This window comes from Duffyella sp. Ts4, from assembly GCF_051851875.1.
GTDB classification, from domain to species: domain Bacteria; phylum Pseudomonadota; class Gammaproteobacteria; order Enterobacterales; family Enterobacteriaceae; genus Duffyella; species Duffyella gerundensis.
Genome location: NZ_JBLYPN010000002.1, coordinates 301,150 through 316,874 on the forward strand (window position 1 = coordinate 301,150; position 15,725 = coordinate 316,874).

16 protein-coding genes are annotated in these 15,725 nt (G+C 58.8%); 10 read left to right on the forward strand and 6 right to left on the reverse strand.

Annotated features, from left to right (window positions below):
- Positions 1 to 60 precede the first annotated feature (60 nt).
- The gene (locus ACJY2L_RS04390; RefSeq protein WP_439213039.1) at positions 61 to 624 is read left to right on the forward strand and encodes a TorD/DmsD family molecular chaperone; all 564 of its coding nucleotides are present in this window, start codon (positions 61 to 63) and stop codon (positions 622 to 624) included.
- A gap of 40 nt (positions 625 to 664) precedes the next feature.
- On the opposite strand, the gene ACJY2L_RS04395 is transcribed toward ACJY2L_RS04390, so the two are convergent.
- A complete protein-coding gene (locus ACJY2L_RS04395; RefSeq protein ID WP_439213040.1) occupies positions 665 to 1,558 on the reverse strand; it encodes a DMT family transporter in 894 nt (297 codons plus the stop codon).
- Positions 1,559 to 1,759: 201 nt separating this feature from the next.
- Between ACJY2L_RS04395 and ACJY2L_RS04400 the strand changes: the two genes are divergently transcribed.
- On the forward strand, positions 1,760 to 2,467 hold the full coding sequence (locus ACJY2L_RS04400; protein WP_439213041.1) for a glutamine amidotransferase: 708 nt from the start codon (positions 1,760 to 1,762) through the stop codon (positions 2,465 to 2,467).
- Between the two features lie 10 nt (positions 2,468 to 2,477).
- Here the strand turns inward: ACJY2L_RS04400 and ACJY2L_RS04405 are convergent, their stop codons facing one another.
- The 4 genes from ACJY2L_RS04405 to ACJY2L_RS04420 all read right to left on the reverse strand — a co-directional run bounded on the left by ACJY2L_RS04405 (position 2,478) and on the right by ACJY2L_RS04420 (position 4,687).
- Positions 2,478 to 2,759, reverse strand: coding sequence for a putative quinol monooxygenase (locus ACJY2L_RS04405; RefSeq protein ID WP_439213042.1), 282 nt, complete (start codon positions 2,757 to 2,759; stop codon positions 2,478 to 2,480).
- A gap of 57 nt (positions 2,760 to 2,816) precedes the next feature.
- On the reverse strand, positions 2,817 to 3,209 hold the full coding sequence (locus ACJY2L_RS04410; protein ID WP_067429862.1) for a VOC family protein: 393 nt from the start codon (positions 3,207 to 3,209) through the stop codon (positions 2,817 to 2,819).
- A 196-nt stretch (positions 3,210 to 3,405) separates the two neighbouring features.
- Complete coding sequence (locus ACJY2L_RS04415; protein ID WP_187488760.1) at positions 3,406 to 3,987, reverse strand: YceI family protein; 582 nt, start codon at positions 3,985 to 3,987, stop codon at positions 3,406 to 3,408.
- A gap of 136 nt (positions 3,988 to 4,123) precedes the next feature.
- Positions 4,124 to 4,687, reverse strand: coding sequence for a class I SAM-dependent methyltransferase (locus tag ACJY2L_RS04420; RefSeq protein ID WP_439213043.1), 564 nt, complete (start codon positions 4,685 to 4,687; stop codon positions 4,124 to 4,126).
- Between the two features lie 254 nt (positions 4,688 to 4,941).
- Here ACJY2L_RS04420 and exaC point away from each other — a divergent pair, with 254 nt between their 5' ends.
- The 8 genes from exaC to ACJY2L_RS04460 all read left to right on the forward strand — a co-directional run bounded on the left by exaC (position 4,942) and on the right by ACJY2L_RS04460 (position 13,480).
- A complete protein-coding gene (gene exaC, locus ACJY2L_RS04425; protein ID WP_067429870.1) occupies positions 4,942 to 6,462 on the forward strand; it encodes an acetaldehyde dehydrogenase ExaC in 1,521 nt (506 codons plus the stop codon).
- A 141-nt stretch (positions 6,463 to 6,603) separates the two neighbouring features.
- Positions 6,604 to 6,804, forward strand: a complete 201-nt coding sequence (locus tag ACJY2L_RS04430; protein WP_439213044.1) for a hypothetical protein — start codon at positions 6,604 to 6,606, stop codon at positions 6,802 to 6,804.
- Between the two features lie 314 nt (positions 6,805 to 7,118).
- Positions 7,119 to 8,276 carry a mandelate racemase family protein gene (locus ACJY2L_RS04435; protein WP_067429876.1) on the forward strand — a complete coding sequence of 386 codons (1,158 nt, stop codon included), beginning with the start codon at positions 7,119 to 7,121 and terminating at the stop codon, positions 8,274 to 8,276.
- A 29-nt stretch (positions 8,277 to 8,305) separates the two neighbouring features.
- Positions 8,306 to 9,934 (forward strand): ABC transporter substrate-binding protein, encoded by a 1,629-nt coding sequence (locus tag ACJY2L_RS04440; RefSeq protein WP_067429879.1) that lies wholly within the window; start codon positions 8,306 to 8,308, stop codon positions 9,932 to 9,934.
- A complete protein-coding gene (locus tag ACJY2L_RS04445; protein ID WP_067429887.1) occupies positions 9,931 to 10,968 on the forward strand; it encodes an ABC transporter permease in 1,038 nt (345 codons plus the stop codon). The genes ACJY2L_RS04440 and ACJY2L_RS04445 overlap by 4 nt, the downstream gene beginning before the upstream one ends.
- On the forward strand, positions 10,965 to 11,867 hold the full coding sequence (locus ACJY2L_RS04450; RefSeq protein ID WP_439213045.1) for an ABC transporter permease: 903 nt from the start codon (positions 10,965 to 10,967) through the stop codon (positions 11,865 to 11,867). The genes ACJY2L_RS04445 and ACJY2L_RS04450 overlap by 4 nt, the downstream gene beginning before the upstream one ends.
- Complete coding sequence (locus tag ACJY2L_RS04455; protein WP_067429892.1) at positions 11,839 to 12,699, forward strand: ABC transporter ATP-binding protein; 861 nt, start codon at positions 11,839 to 11,841, stop codon at positions 12,697 to 12,699. The genes ACJY2L_RS04450 and ACJY2L_RS04455 overlap by 29 nt, the downstream gene beginning before the upstream one ends.
- 22 nt (positions 12,700 to 12,721) lie before the next feature.
- A complete protein-coding gene (locus ACJY2L_RS04460; RefSeq protein ID WP_439213110.1) occupies positions 12,722 to 13,480 on the forward strand; it encodes an ABC transporter ATP-binding protein in 759 nt (252 codons plus the stop codon).
- A 153-nt stretch (positions 13,481 to 13,633) separates the two neighbouring features.
- On the opposite strand, the gene ACJY2L_RS04465 is transcribed toward ACJY2L_RS04460, so the two are convergent.
- Positions 13,634 to 15,547 carry a methyl-accepting chemotaxis protein gene (locus tag ACJY2L_RS04465; protein WP_439213046.1) on the reverse strand — a complete coding sequence of 638 codons (1,914 nt, stop codon included), beginning with the start codon at positions 15,545 to 15,547 and terminating at the stop codon, positions 13,634 to 13,636.
- Positions 15,548 to 15,725: the final 178 nt, after the last annotated feature.

The window sequence follows — 15,725 nt, forward strand, 5'->3', positions numbered from 1 at the left end:
ATGGCGCGCTGTCGCGCCCGTTGTGGCAGCCCGCCTGTTTATCTCTTAAGGAATCGCTGTATGAATGAGTTTTCCGTTATCTGTCGCGTGCTCGGCTCGCTGTTCAATCGCCAGCCCCAGGATCCGCTGTTGGTACCGCTGTTTGCCCTGCTGAAAGAAGGCAAACTCAAGGAACAGTGGCCGCTGGAGCAGGATGAGCTGCTGACGCGTTTGCAGGATAACAGCGATCCCCAGGCGCTGGCCGCTGACTACAATGCGCTGTTTGTGGGCAGCGAATGCAGCGTGCCGCCGTATGCATCACAGTGGGAGCAGGGCGCAACCGAGGCGGATATTCGTGCCTTCCTCAGCGAGCGCGGCATGCCGCTGACCGACGCGCCAGCCGATCATTTCGGCGTGCTGCTGCTGGCGGCCTCATGGCTGGAAGATCAGTCTGAAGAGGATGAATCGGCGGCGCAGCTGGCGCTGTTCAACGACTATCTGCTGCCGTGGTGTGGCGCGTTTCTGGGCAAAGTAGAAGCGCATGCCACGACGCCGTTTTACCGCACGCTGGCCGCGTTGAGCCGCGAAGCAATTCAGGCAATGTACGATGAGTTGAACGAAGATTCAGCGCCGCAGGCTGAGTAACGGATAACCTCTGCCGCCGTGTGCGGCAGAGGCTGATAACCTATTTATGTCGACGTAACCGCAGGCGTGGAAAACGCGCATGCATACGCAAATTCCGCAGATTAATCACCGCTATCGCCGTTCCCGCAATCACCAGCAGCGCACCAAAAATCTTGAAAGAATTCATGCTGTCGCCCAGCACCAGCACGCCCATGATCACTGACAGCACCGGCGTCAGCAGCGAATAGGGCATGATCAGATTGACGTTATATTTGCGCAGCAGCCAGTACCAGACCGAATAGGCGAGAATCGACGAACAGATGGCGCTGTATAAAATGCCAAACCAGCCGTGCCAGCCAGCGTGGCTCAGCGCATACAGCTGGTGGGATTCCATCATCCACGACGCGCTGCCAACAATCGGAATCGCCAGAAAGGAGATCCAGGCGGTCAGCGTCAGGGGTTTAATCGGCGGCGAAGTCTTCACAATCAGATTACTGATCGCCCAGCCACAGGCGCTGCACAGCAGGATCAGCAATACCCACCATGCGGGAATGGTTGGACTGCCGGTCAGCACCACCACGCCGCTCAGCGATATCGCAATGCCCAGCAGCTGAATCGGCGACAGACGCTCTTTGAGAATGGCCATTGCCAGCAGCATGGCGATCGGCGTACCGAGCTGCACCACGATGGCGCCGGTGCCGGCATCGGTAAAACTCATGCCAACAAACAGCAGCGAAAAGTGCATAAAGCCAAAGGTAAACGCCAGCGGCAACAGAAAGCGCAGCTGTGACCGCGAGATGCGGCAGAAGGGCACCAGAATAATCGCGACCACCACAAAGCGCATCAGGGTGAGAAACAGCGGCGGCAGCTCCTGCAAGCCCCATTTCACCGCGACGTTATTGAATGCCCATAGCGAAACCACCATGATGACCAGAAAAAAGTGACGCAGTGCCAACGGTCTGTCCTTACTGTTTCAGTTGTGAATTGACCTTATTATCATGGCACGATCCGTGACCTGCAGGTGAGCGCGATCACATTTTTTTAGCGGTGGCCTTTTGTGATTTTTGCATAATGATATTGCGAAAAGCGATGAGACGCGGCAGCAGGATGCTGGCAAACTGGGCTTATCACTCGCTGTTCTGAGGAATCACGCCGCATGACCCATTCTGCTGTTTTACCGCTGGCTTTAATTCAACTCGAGGTGCCGCCGCCGCACGTGGCGGAAAAAATTGGTGAACAGGCGCAGTGGTTCATCGATGCGCTGGCGCTGCAGCCAGAGGATTATATTATCGTTCGCCCGCATCTTGGCGAGGCGCTGCCCGATTTCAACGCGGTCAGCGGCGCCATTCTCAGCGGCTCGTGGGCTATGGTTACCGATCATCTGGAGTGGAGCGAGCGCACCGCCGCCTGGATTCGGGCGGCGACGGAAGAGGCGTTGCCGCTGTTTGGCGTCTGCTACGGCCACCAGCTGATCGCCTGGGCGCTGGGCGGCGAGGTCGGTGACAATCCGCGCGGCTGGGAACGCGGGCTGATCGACATTGAACTGCATGATGCCAGCCTGCCATTACCCGCACGTTTTCCGGTGTGGCTGTCGCACCGTCAGTCGGTGCTGCGTCCGCCGCAGCGTGCGCAGGTGCTGGCGCATTCAGCGCTGGAAGGGTGCCAGATATTGCGTTATTCGCCGCAGATGCTGTCGGTGCAGTTCCACCCTGAGTTTTCCGCCGAGATTATGCGCGCCTGCCTGCCCGAAACGAGCACGGTTGCCATACCGCAGATGCCGCAGCCCGACTGGGCGCGCCAGCTGTTAACCGATTTCTGGCAGCAGTGCCAGCAGCAAACCTTACCCGCCGCCGCTGCCCGTTAAGTGATTTGCGTCACTCCGCGTTCACTTCCGTTATCTCATACTCGCGCACAATGGCGCGGGTTGCTTCGCCCCAGGCGGAGGCGCGGGTGCGCTGCTGATGCGCGGCAAAGGTCTCGTGATCGCTGAACTGCTCTTCCACACGCCAAATTAGCGGGTCATCGGTGACGGTGACCTCAAACGCGAGGCAGCCGGTTTCGGCGTGGGTAAGGCGTGTATGTTCAGGCAGCAGACGACGCACGATATCCGCTTCTGCCTGAGTGGCGCAGCGTAAAATGCCGGTGAGGACGATCATAAGTTTTCCAGATCAAACAGGAGAAAACTGCGGACGACGCCGCAGTTAATCGGCGACTTACTGTGGACGGTAAAGCGCACACAGCTTGTGGCCATCGGGATCGCGCACGTAGGCCAGAAAGACCGGGCCGGTGCTGCCGTTGCGCAGGCCGGGTTCCGCTTCGACTGGCGTGGCGCCATGCTGCACGGCCACATCGTAAAATTCCTGCACCTGCGCTTCGGAATCACACTTAAAGCCGAGGGTGCCGCCGTTAGCTGGGGTAGCCGGCTCGTCGTTGATCGGCTCGCTGAGGCAAAACGTGTTGCCTTCATGGCGATAAAACAGCCTGACGTGGCCAGTCGCGGCGGTGTTAAACACGCCTTCACCCGCGCCAATCACGCCGAGCACCGCATCATAGAATCTTTTCGCGCCTTCAATATCGTTGGTACCAATCATTACATGAGTAAACATGACAGCTCCTGAAGTATGGATGAACGCAATGCTCATCCCTGAAAAGGCATAGCTGGCATTATCATAGCGTGTAAATTGCCGCAACGGCGTGATTGTTAACGCAATTATGTTGCCTGATGTAAAACAGACGGGCGGGATAACGTCGAGGCAGGAGAGAAAACAGACTCCGCGTCAGGGCTGACGCGGAGCGCAAAGCTTACTTCGCGTAGGCTTCGGTAGAAAGGGTCAGCGTAACGTCATCGCCCACCGCTGGCACATATTTGTCCAGTTTGAAATCGGAGCGTTTGATGGTGCCGGTGGCGTCAAAACCGATCGCCTCTTTCTTCACCATTGGGTGCTCGGCCTGCTTGTTCAGCGTCGCATGCAGCGTCACCGGTTTGGTGATGCCTTTCAGGGTCAGATTACCTTCAACGTCAAATTTGTTGTCGCCTTTGGCCGTCACGCGGGTGCTGTGAAAGGTGGCGGTAGGGTATTTGGCGGTATCAAAATAGTCCGCGCCCTTAAACTCTTTGGTCAGCGCAGGCACATGGCTGTCAATCTGGGTGATCGGCAGCGTCACGTCGACTTTAGACTTTTCCGGCTGCGCCTTATCAAACACCAGCGTACCGGTTGTGTTAGCGATGTAGGCGGTAGGATGAGAGAAGCCGAAGTGATTCCAGGCCACCACCACCGACGTGTGCTCCGGGTTCAGCTGATAGCTGACCGGCGCCGCGTGGGTCAGGGGCGCCCATAAGGTTGGGAGTACCAGCAGTGGCAGTAATTTTTTGACGTTATTCACGTTTCTTTCCTCAGGTTTCAGGGCAATCCGTTGAGTGTGCGTGAAAAGCGTGCCAGCGCATAGTGAAGAGATTTGCCCTTCACATTCAAATTAATTCAGCGATCTCACAGCGTTACCGTCGCTGCTTTTTACGCCATCAGGTACGGAAATGGCGGGTGCAGCGATAGACCCAGGCGGGCGGCATATTGCGCAGCACGCGACGCCGCTGCCAGGTGAAATAGCGTGACAGATCGGCCTGCGTCAGCGAGGTGTACTGAAACTGCACAAACACGCCGTTAGGCGCCAGCGCACGATGCGCGGCGGCCAGAATCGCCTGGCGGGTCTGCGGCGGCAGCGAGAGCAGCGGCAGGCCGGACATGATCACATCATAATGGCCCTCCATCAGCTCGGCGGAGCAGTCGCGCACCTGCAAACGCGGATCGTCAATGCGCCGCAGCTTTTGCACCAGCGGCGGGCTGATCTCAAACACTTCAAGCGCAGACTGCGGCAGCATATGTTGCAGCAGCACGCGCGTCAGTACGCCATCGCCCGCGCCCAGTTCGGCGATGCGATGCGCGGCTGACCAGTCAACTTCCTGCGCCATTGCCCGGCACAGCGCCTGCGAAGAGGGAGTGATACTGCCCATATGGCGTGGGTTACGGATAAACTGCCGGATAAAATCGGCCTTCGTACGCATTAACGTCATGGCTGAAGCCAACATCTAACCTCCGGGTAAACTCGCTGAAAACGAACGCCGTTTGGCTTGTTGACCACGCTCAGGGAGCAAGTTCCTTTGTAAGCAGTAATGACCCGAAAAGTCAGACAAATCTTGCTCACGCCATTCTCTCCGACTGCATTTCTTTTTGCGGCCGTCACAGTTTTTTCAGCGCGAATCTGCCAGGCTGCGCACAGCGATTAATGTTAATTAATGGTTATCTGATTGTTACACCTATCCGCTTTGTAAGGAGCCTGACCATGCGCTACGCCTATCCCACCGAAACTGACTCGCTGATCCAGCTGCGCCAGCGCTACGGAAACTTCATCAACAACGCCTTTGTGCCGCCGGTGCAGGGCAACTACTTCACCAACACCTCGCCGGTTAACGGATCGGTGATTGGTGAATTTCCACGTTCCGATAAAGAAGACGTTGAGCGCGCGCTGGATGCCGCACACGCCGCCGCCGAAAGCTGGGGGAAAACCTCGGTACAGCAACGCTCACTGCTGCTGCTGAAAATTGCCGATCGCCTGGAAGAGAACCTGGAGCGGCTGGCGGTGAACGAAACCTGGGATAACGGCAAGCCGGTGCGCGAAACGCTGGCCGCCGATCTGCCGCTGGCGGTGGATCATTTCCGCTATTTCGCCGGCTGTTTGCGTGCGCAGGAGGGCAGCGCAGCGGAGATCGACGAATTTACCGCGGCCTACCATTTTCATGAGCCGCTGGGCGTGGTGGCGCAGATTATACCGTGGAATTTCCCGCTGCTGATGGCGGCGTGGAAGCTCGCCCCGGCACTGGGCGCGGGCAACTGCGTGGTGCTGAAACCGGCCGAGCAGACGCCGCTGTCGATCACGCTGTTTGTGGATCTGATCAAAGATATTCTGCCGCCGGGCGTGCTGAACGTGATTCACGGTTTTGGCCGCGAAGCGGGTGAAGCGCTGGCAGGCAACGTGCGCATCGCCAAGGTCGCCTTTACCGGCTCCACCGCCACCGGCGGCCATATTCTGGAGCTGGCGGCGAAAAACCTGATCCCATCCACCGTTGAGCTGGGCGGCAAATCACCCAACATCTTCTTTGAAGACATCATGCAGGCGGAACCGTCGTTTATTGAGAAGGCCGCAGAAGGGCTGGTGTTGGGCTTCCTCAATCAGGGCGAAATCTGTACCTGTCCTTCGCGCGCGCTGGTGCAGGAATCAATTTACGAGCCGTTCCTGGCGGCAGTAATGAAACGCATCGCCACCATCAAACGCGGCGATCCCATGGACAGCGAAACCATGGTGGGCGCGCAGGCGTCACAGCAGCAATTCGATAAAATCCTTTCCTATCTCGATATCGCTCGCCAGGAAGGTGCTGAGGTGCTGACCGGCGGCGGCGTGGAGAAACTGGAAGGCGGGCTGGCGACCGGTTATTACATTCAGCCGACGCTGCTGAAGGGCAACAACACCATGCGCGTCTTTCAGGAAGAGATTTTCGGACCGGTGATCGGCATTACCACGTTTAAAGATGAAGCGGAGGCGATCGCCATCGCCAACGACTCCATCTACGGCCTTGGCGCAGGCGTCTGGACGCGCGACATCAATCGCGCCTATCGCGTCGGTCGTGCCATCAAAGCGGGGCGCGTCTGGACCAACTGTTATCACCTCTATCCGGCGCACGCCGCCTTCGGTGGCTACAAAAAATCGGGCATCGGCCGTGAAACGCACAAAATGATGCTGGATCACTATCAGCAAACCAAAAATCTGCTGGTGAGCTACAGCACTGAGCCGCTAGGGTTTTTCTGATTCTGCGGGCAGTGCCAGCGCCATGCTGAGAAATAAGCGGAGATTGAGCCTTGTCCTGGCGATCGGACAGGTAAATTTCCGCTATAACTATGTCATACAGCGGCGCGTTTGCCGCATGACTTTCATCATTACAGGAATTGTATGACAACGTATGGACAGCCCGCTCTTCAGGAAGAGATCCTCGACGCGGTTGAGGAGAGCCTGATTGCGGTAAATTTACCTGGCCGTCACCATATCTGGCTGATAGGCAAGCAGGATTACGATCTGCTGCTGGTGACTAAAAAGCAGGATGCCTCGCAACTGCTGTGGCAGCAGCTGGAACAGGAATACCGCTTCTCCTGATCCGCTTTTCACTTTTATTATGCGCAGCAGCCCGGTTCCCGCCGGGCTGCTGCTTTTCATGCCTCTGCCCAATTCCGCGCTTCATCATTGCCTTCTCTCTGTTGCAAGGTTTTCGCCGTTTTCGCGCGCCGTGCGGACGATCACAAACCGGTAACATTTCGTGAAAATGCTCACACCAGCCAGGGCAGTTGCCCAACAATTGGCCGTTAATCACCACGCTTTGGCTAACGATTAGCCAGTGATTCCTGTTTATATTGTAAATGAAACGACGTTTTAAAAATGACGTTACAGGATACTGTATAAGGGAGCACACCGTGAAAATTACCGATGTCAGCGTCACCGTTTTTACCTATCCCACCCGCCGCAGCGTCGACAGCGCCGGCCATTCTCATCCCGGCGAGATGTCGCAGGCCAGCATGGCGATGCTCACTATCAGCACCGACGAGGGCGCGCAGGGATACTCCTTTGCGCCGCCAGAGGTCGTCAGACCGCACGTGGTGAACGCCTTTTTCAAAAAGGTGCTGGTGGGCCAGAATCCGTTTGACCGCGAGCGGCTGTGGCAGGATCTGGTGCACTGGCAGCGCGGCAGCGCCCATCAGCTGACCGAGCGCGCGCTGTCGTTTGTTGAGCAGGCGCTGTGGGATCTGATCGGCCGCAAACTCAACATGCCGGTACACAAACTGCTGGGCGGCTATCGCGAAAAAGTGCCCGCTTACGGCAGCACCATGTGCGGCGACGAGCTGAAAGGCGGCCTGTCGACGCCGGATGAGTACGCCGAGTTCGCCCTCAAGCTGGTGGCGCGCGGCTATCAGGCGATCAAGCTGCACACCTGGATGCCGCCGGTCTCGTTTGCCCCTAACCCAAAAATGGATATCAAAGCCTGCGCCGCGGTGCGCGAAGCGGTCGGGCCCGATATCGCCCTGATGATTGACGGCTATCACTGGTACAGCCGCAGCGAAGCGTTAACCATCGGTAAGGCGCTGGAGAAGCTCGATTTTGCCTGGTTTGAAGAGCCGATGCAGGAAGAGAGCATGTCGTCTTATGTCTGGCTGGCCGACAACCTGTCGATTGACGTGATCGGCCCGGAGAGCCTCGGCGGCAAGCATCACAGCCGCGCCGACTGGGTAAAAGCAGGTGCCTGCGACATTCTGCGCGCCGGAGCCAACGGCGTTGGCGGTATTTCACCGACCATGAAAGTGGCGGCGCTGGCCGAGGCGTTCGGCATGGATTGCGAGGTACACGGCAACGGTGCCGCGAGCCTGGCGGTGGTTGGCGCGATTCGTAACTGCCGCTGGTACGAGCGCGGGCTGCTGCATCCGTTCCTTGATTACGACGAGGTGCCGGCGTACCTCAATGCGCTGGTCGATCCGATGGATGAGCAGGGCTTTGTGCACCTGCCAACGCGGCCTGGCCTCGGTGAAGATATCAACTTCGACTATATCGACAGCCACGCGGTGCGCAACATCGCCTGATCCTCCCTGAACCTGCTGGAAGTGACAACATGAACACTGGCTCCCGTACCGGGGCGTGGCTGTTTGCGCTCCTGATGTTGATTTCTGTTCCCTCGCTGCAGGCGCGCACGCCGCCCGATCAGCTGATCATCGGCATGAATATGAACAACCTGCTGACCCTCGATCCGGCGGCAATGACCGGCAACGAAGTGGTGGGCATCGTGGTGAATCTCTACGACTCGATGATTGAGCTGGACCCCAACCGGCTCACCGAGGTGCGGCCGGCACTGGCCAGCAGTTGGCAGGTTAACGAGGCACGCGATCGGCTGACCTTCCAGCTGCGCAAAGACGTCAAGTTTCACTCCGGCAATCCGCTGACCGCGCAGGATGTCGTCTGGTCGATGCGCCGCATCCTGCACCTGAATCTGGCGCAGGCGTCGGTGTGGAAATCGTACGGCTTCAGCAAAAAGAACGTCGATGAGATGGTCACCGCGCCGGACGATTACACCGTGGTCATCCAGCTGCCGAAAGCCAACGATCCTAACCTGGTGCTCTATTCGCTGGCCGCCCTGGGCAGCGGCTCGGTACTCGACAGCGCCACGGTGAAAAGCCACGAGCAGAATGGCGACTGGGGTAACCGCTGGCTGACCACTCACGAGGCGGGTTCAGGGCCGTTTACCCTCGATACCTGGCAGGCGAAAGATGTGCTGCGCATGAACCGTAATGCTGATTACTGGCGTGGCGACATCAAGCTGTCGCGTGTGGTGTATCGCCATTTTCAGGAGTCGCAGACGCTGCGGCTAATGATGGAAAAGGGCGATCTGGATGTTGCCAGCAACATGGCGATGGCCGATCTACGCGCGCTGCGCCACGATCCAGATGTCACCATCGACGCGGTGAAAAAAGGCACCATCTACTACGTGGCGATGAGCATGAAGGAGTCGCACTTTGCCAACGCCAAAGTACGTGAGGCGGTGCGTTATCTTATCGATTATCAGGGCATTAACAGGGCGCTGATGGCCGGGTATGGCGAGCTGCACCAGCGGCCGATTCAGAGCGGTCCGGCGACGCTGCCCGATCCTGGCTACCGGCTCAACGTCGAAAAAGCCAAACGTCTGCTGGCCGAGGCGGGCTATCCGCAGGGCTTTGACACCACGCTGCGCGTCCTGGCCGATCAGCCGTTTCTTAATATCGCCATTGCGGTGCAGTCGACGCTGATGCAGGCGGGCATTCGCGCCAAAATCATCACCGGCACCGGCAACCAGATTTACGGCGCGATGCGCGAGCGCCGGTTCGACATGCTGGTCGGGCGCGGCGGCAGCGGCGTGGAGCCGCATCCGCATTCCAGCCTGCGCGCACTGGTTTATAACCCGGATAACAGCGACGCCGCGCGCCTGACCAACTTTCAGGGCTGGCGCACCGGCTTTTACGACGCCGGGCTGAACAAGGCGATCGACAGCGCGCTGCTGGAGCGCGACGCGGCGAAACAGCAGCAGGATTATCACGCTATTCAGCGCCGTTATGACCAGCTGATTCCGGCGCTGATTCCGGTCTCGCAGATGGTGGATTCGGTGGTGGTCAGCAACCGCGTGCGTGATTTTCAGCCGCATCCTTCCGCCACCACCTTCTTGCGCGATGTCTACAAAACCGCTGATGCCCCATCAGGAGAGACGCCATGACCGCTGCTGCGTTATTTACCGCTAACCGCGCCAGGCGGCTCAGTCGACGCCTGTTGCATATCGCCATTACGCTGTTTGGCCTGCTGGTGCTGACCTTTTTCATTGGCCGCGTGATGCCGGTGGATCCGGTGCTGGCGATTGTCGGCCCCGATGCCGATCACGCCACCTATCAGCAGGTTTATCACCAGCTCGGCTTCGATCGCCCGCTGTGGATGCAGTTTCTGATCTATCTGCAATCACTGCTGCAGGGCGATCTCGGTAATGCCCTGTTAACCGGCAAGCCGGTGAGCAGCGACATCCTGCGCGTCTTTCCGGCAACGCTGGAGCTGGCGACGCTGGCGATCATCATCGGCGCCGGGCTGGGCATTCCGCTTGGTGTGCTGGCGGCGGCGCGCCGTAACAGCCTGGCCGATTACGCGGTACGCATTGTCAGCCTGGCGGGCTACTCAACGCCGATATTTTGGGTCGGTATGGTCGGGCTGCTGGTGTTCTACGCCGCGCTTGGCTGGGTCGGCGGCGCCGGACGCGTCGATCTCAGCCTTGATGGCCAGGTCACGCGCCATACCGGGCTGCTGGTGGTTGACGCTATTCTGGCAGGTAACGGCGCGGTATTGCGCAGCGCGCTTAATCATCTGATTTTGCCCGCCTCGCTGCTCGGTTTTCACTCGCTCGCCTACATCAGCCGCATGACGCGCAGCTTTATGCTGGCGCAGCTGTCGCAGGAATTTGTCATCACCGCGCGGGTTAAAGGCTTGAGTGAATGGCAGGTGATCTGGCATCACGCCTTCCGCAATATTCTGGTGCAGCTGCTGACGGTGGTAGCGCTGGCTTATGGCTCGCTGCTGGAGGGCGCGGTGCTGATCGAAACCGTGTTTTCCTGGCCCGGCTTTGGCTCCTATCTCACCAGCAGCCTGATGCTGGGCGACATGAACGCGGTGATGGGCTGCGTGCTGGTGGTGGGCGTGATTTTTGTGCTGCTCAATCTCTTCTCCGACCTGCTGTATCAGGTCTTTGATCCGAGGACCAAAGTATGACCCTTTCGCTGGACTCCTCTTTTAACAGCGGCAGCGAGCGGCTCGCCCGCCTGCGCCGCCGCGCCACGCGCATTGGCCATTTTCTCTGGCTGATGGCGCGCAATCCGCTGACCGCCATTGGCGGCAGCATTGTGCTGCTGCTGATGATCGTCGCGCTGTTTGCGCCGTGGATCGCGCCATACTCGCCGCTGGTGCAGGATCTCAACAACGCGCTGAGCCCGCCGGGTGCCGCCCACTGGTTTGGCACCGACGAGTTTGGGCGCGATATTTTCAGTCGGCTGGTTTATGGCTCGCGCATCACGCTCTACATCGTGCTGCTGGTGTCGGTGACCGTCGGGCCGCTTGGCCTGCTGCTCGGCATCACCGCCGGTTATTTTGGCGGCAAGGTAGATGCGGTGCTGATGCGCATTACCGATATTTTTATCTCCTTTCCCAGCCTGGTGCTGGCGCTGGCGTTTGTTGCCGCATTAGGTCCCGGCCTTGAGCATGTGGTCATCGCCATTACGCTCACCGCCTGGCCGCCCATTGCGCGACTGGCCCGAGCCGAAGCGCTGTCGCTGCGTCAGGCGGATTTTATCTCCGCGGTGCGCTTGCAGGGTGCCTCATCGGTACGCGTGCTGGTGCGCCATATTCTGCCGCTGTGCATGCCGTCGGTGATTATCCGCATCACCATGAACATGGCGGGCATTATTCTCACCGCTGCCGGTCTCGGCTTTCTCGGACTCGGTGCACAGCCGCCCGATCCGGAGTGGGGCGCCATGATCTCCAGCGGCCGCAGCTACATGATGGAGTGCTGGTGGGTGGTAACCGTTCCGGGACTGGCGATTCTGATCAACAGTCTGGCATTCAACTTCTTAGGAGATGGCCTACGTGACATCCTCGATCCCCGCAATGAATAGCCCGCTGCTCGACGTGCAGGATCTGCATGTCAGCTTTGTCTCCGGCGGTCAGCTCACCCAAGCGGTGCGCGGCGTCTCGTTCCAGCTGGGCCGTGAAAAGCTGGCCATTGTCGGCGAGTCCGGTTCCGGTAAATCCACCGTCGGGCGCGCGCTGCTGCAGCTGCATCCGGCCAAAGCCCGCATCACAGCGCAGGCAATGCGTTTCGGGGAGTTCGATCTGCTCAATGCCAGCGCGGCTGAGATGCGCGGCATTCGCGGCAAGCGCATTTCTATGATCATGCAGGACCCAAAATACTCGCTGAATCCGGTGCTCTGCGTTGGCGAGCAGATCGCCGAAGCCTGGCGCATCCACCACAAAAGCAGCGCGGCAGCCGCCAAAGCGCGGGTGATTGAGATGCTCGACGTGGTGCGCATCCGTGAGCCGCAGCGGGTCTATAACCTCTATCCGCACGAAATTTCCGGCGGGCAGGGACAGCGCATCATGATCGCCATGATGCTGATCACCGATCCTGAGCTGGTGATCGCCGATGAACCCACCTCGGCGCTTGATGTCTCGGTGCGCATGCAGGTGCTGGAACTGCTGGATGACCTGGTCAAATCACGCGGCCTGGGGCTGATATTCATCAGCCACGATCTGAATCTGGTGCGGCATTTTTGCGACCGGGTGTTGGTGATGTACGCCGGGCGCGTGGTGGAATCGATCGCCGCCGCCGATCTCGATCGCGCGCAGCATCCTTACACCCAGGGCCTGCTTAATGCACTGCCCGACATGAACCATCGGCGCCCGCGTTTGCCGGTGCTGCAACGCCAGGCGAGCTGGCTGACCGAATAAGGAATGCAACATGGCTGAACCGATGATCGCGGTACGTAACCTGAACCTCAGCTTTGGCGAAGATGCCCAGGCGAGTCAGGTGCTGTTTGATGTGAACTTCGAGGTGAATCCGGGCGAGATTTTTGGCCTGGTGGGCGAATCCGGATCGGGCAAAACCACGGTGCTGAAGTGCCTGGCCGGGCTGTTTACCCACTGGCAGGGCGAGCTGGCCATTAACGGTGCGCCGCTGGCTCATGAGATAGGCCGTGAGCGCTGTCGGCTGGTACAGATGGTGTTTCAGGACCCTTACGGCTCGCTGCATCCGCGTCATACTATTGGCGATATTCTTGAGGAGCCGCTGCATATTCATCAGATCGGGCAGCAGGATAAAAAGGTGTGCGAGATGCTGGAGAAAGTGGGGCTGAGCCGCGCCTATCGCAGCCGCTATCCGCATCAGCTCTCCGGCGGTCAGCGGCAACGCGTCGCCATCGCCCGCGCGCTGATTTTGCAGCCGCGTGTGCTGTTGCTGGATGAGCCGACCTCGGCGCTCGACGTCTCGGTCCAGGCGGAAATCCTCAACCTGCTCAGCGATCTGCAGCAGCAGGAGCAGCTCACCTGGCTGATGGTGACCCACGATTTAGGCGTTATTGCGCATCTCTGCCATCGCGTCGGCGTCATGCAGTATGGCCGCCTGCTGGAGACGCTGGATGTGGAGGACCTGCTGCACGATCGTGCCCGCGAGTCCTATACGCAAACGCTGGTCAGCGCCAGCCGCGACTACCCTCGCGCCGCGGTCATCTGAAATTATTGCAGGCGCAGCAGCGTTTGCAGCGCATGGGTCCCCAAAAAGGCGGCCGCTGGCAGATCGCTTAACCTCTTTATCCGTTTGATGCGCCATAAAAAAACCACGCCGCGGCGTGGTTTTTGTGTGTTAGCGGCTGGATGGCAGAACAAATCAGAAGGTTTCCCAGCCCGCATCGGCGGCAGGCGATGCGGCTTGCAGGCGCAGCGGCTTGCTTACCGCTGCAGGCTGACGCACCGGGCTTTCGTTGGCAGAGATTTTAAATACCGCCACAACCTGCTCCAGCTGCTCTGCCTGCGACTCCAGCGAGCCCGCCGCGGCAGAAGACTCTTCCACCAGCGCGGCGTTTTGCTGCGTCGTGGTGTCCATCTCCGCCATCGCCTGAGCGATCTGGCTGATGCCCTGATTCTGTTCATCGGATGCCGCAGCAATTTCGCCCATGATATCGCGCACCTGTTTCACCGAATGAACGATTTCCGCCATGGTTTCACCGGCGCGGCTGACCAGCGCCGATCCATCGCTGACGCGATTGACTGAATCGCTGATCAGCGCCTCAATCTCTTTGGCCGCTACCGAGCTGCGGTGCGCCAGATTGCGCACTTCGCCCGCCACAACCGCAAAGCCACGGCCCTGTTCACCGGCGCGAGCCGCTTCTACCGCGGCGTTCAGCGCCAAAATATTGGTCTGGAAGGAGATGCTGTTAATGACCGAAATGATTTCGCCGATTTTACCGGAGCTGCTGCTGATGCCATCCATGGTGCTAATCACTTTCTGGATGATCTCGCCGCCGCGTCCGGCATTGGTGGAGGCGTCCGCTGCCAGCTGGCTGGCATGATGGGCGTTCTCGGCATTCTGTTTCACCGTTGAGGTCAACTGCTCCATGCTGGCAGCGGTTTGCACCACGGCGGCAGACTGCTGTTCAGTACGTGAAGAGAGATCGGCATTGCCCGCGGCGATTTCAGCCGAGGCGCGCGCCACGCTGCTGACGCCGTCACGCACGTTAACGATAATCGCCTTCAGGCTCTGGTTCATGCTGTTAACCGCCTGCATCAGCTGGCCAATCTCATCGCCACGCTGAGTATCGAGTTCCACCGTCAGGTCGCCTTTGGCGATGCGTTGTGCAGCGCTTAGCGTGTGACCCAGCGGCACGGTGATGATGCGGGTCATGCGCCAGGCGATCAGCAGGCTGAGCAGAATACACACGCCGGACGCGACCGCAATGCGCCACTCAGCGGTTTTAACAAATCCCGCCGACAGCTGTGACTGATAGGCAAAAATCTCCGCTACCGAGGTGTTCAGTTTGCCTGCCGCCTCAGTCAGCTGAGCGGAAACGGCATTTTGTGTGGTGGTGGCGGTAATGTAGGCGCTCATGGCAGCGGTGTGCTGCTCAATCACTGCCATCGCGGAAACCAGTGCGTTTTGTTGCTCAGCAGGCAGCAGCGGCTGCAGCTGCGAGGTCATTTTTTCCAGCTCGTCGGCGATCGCCATGGCGCGCTGATGGAGCTCCTCAGTTGGTGCAATGTTGAACTGCTGCGCCAGCAGCGTAGCTTCTTTCACCGCAGAGGCCATGCGCGCGGCCAGCATCGCCGCTTCCGGTGCGGCGGCAACGCCAAAGCCATCCAGCTGATGCGCCACGTCCCACAGCGGCTGTGAGTTAACCGCGGACGCCGTCTGAATTTTCACTTTTGACACGTCAACAAACTTTTGGCGCTGCGCTTTGTACTGACTCAGCGTGTCGCCAATCAGGGCAATTTTATCTGCGCCCTCATCGCTCCAGTGGAAAGCCGCCAGCTTGCTGTAGTGCACTGACAGTTGATTCATCGCCTCGGCATTCAGCTGAGCGTACTTTTCATCCTGGGTATACTGGAAAAGCGTGCGGTTGAGGCGTGCCTTGCTCAGCGTATTCACCATTTCAACGGTAAGGCTGCGTCGGGCAGAGTTATCTTTGATATTAGAAAAACTGCTGAAGGCGAAGAGGGCGATCACCAGCGAGGCGGCAATCACCACCAGAAAACCGCCAGCGAGCTTCTTGCCTATTTTGATATCGTTAAACCGTGCAAAAATCATAACGTTCACCATGAGGGGGACAGAGGTCAATGACAAAAAAGATGCGTTCCGTGCAACCAGTTGTGCGTGGTCTTGTCATTACTATCGTCATGGTGAGCGTTTAATTTATGCTCAGTTGAAAATTAAATTGGCTTAAGAACGTTTACGCTACAGCTTTTTTACCTGGCCTTAACGCCCG

Coding starts and splice junctions, on each gene's coding strand:
- exaC (WP_067429870.1), top strand. CDS start 4,942: ATGCGCTACGCCTATCCCACCGAAACTGACTCGCTGATCCAGCTGCGC.
- ACJY2L_RS04430 (WP_439213044.1), top strand. CDS start 6,604: ATGACAACGTATGGACAGCCCGCTCTTCAGGAAGAGATCCTCGACGCG.
- ACJY2L_RS04460 (WP_439213110.1), top strand. CDS start 12,722: ATGATCGCGGTACGTAACCTGAACCTCAGCTTTGGCGAAGATGCCCAG.
- ACJY2L_RS04465 (WP_439213046.1), bottom strand. CDS start 15,547: ATGATTTTTGCACGGTTTAACGATATCAAAATAGGCAAGAAGCTCGCT.
- ACJY2L_RS04405 (WP_439213042.1), bottom strand. CDS start 2,759: ATGATCGTCCTCACCGGCATTTTACGCTGCGCCACTCAGGCAGAAGCG.
- ACJY2L_RS04450 (WP_439213045.1), top strand. CDS start 10,965: ATGACCCTTTCGCTGGACTCCTCTTTTAACAGCGGCAGCGAGCGGCTC.
- ACJY2L_RS04420 (WP_439213043.1), bottom strand. CDS start 4,687: ATGTTGGCTTCAGCCATGACGTTAATGCGTACGAAGGCCGATTTTATC.
- ACJY2L_RS04400 (WP_439213041.1), top strand. CDS start 1,760: ATGACCCATTCTGCTGTTTTACCGCTGGCTTTAATTCAACTCGAGGTG.
- ACJY2L_RS04445 (WP_067429887.1), top strand. CDS start 9,931: ATGACCGCTGCTGCGTTATTTACCGCTAACCGCGCCAGGCGGCTCAGT.
- ACJY2L_RS04440 (WP_067429879.1), top strand. CDS start 8,306: ATGAACACTGGCTCCCGTACCGGGGCGTGGCTGTTTGCGCTCCTGATG.
- ACJY2L_RS04390 (WP_439213039.1), top strand. CDS start 61: ATGAATGAGTTTTCCGTTATCTGTCGCGTGCTCGGCTCGCTGTTCAAT.
- ACJY2L_RS04410 (WP_067429862.1), bottom strand. CDS start 3,209: ATGTTTACTCATGTAATGATTGGTACCAACGATATTGAAGGCGCGAAA.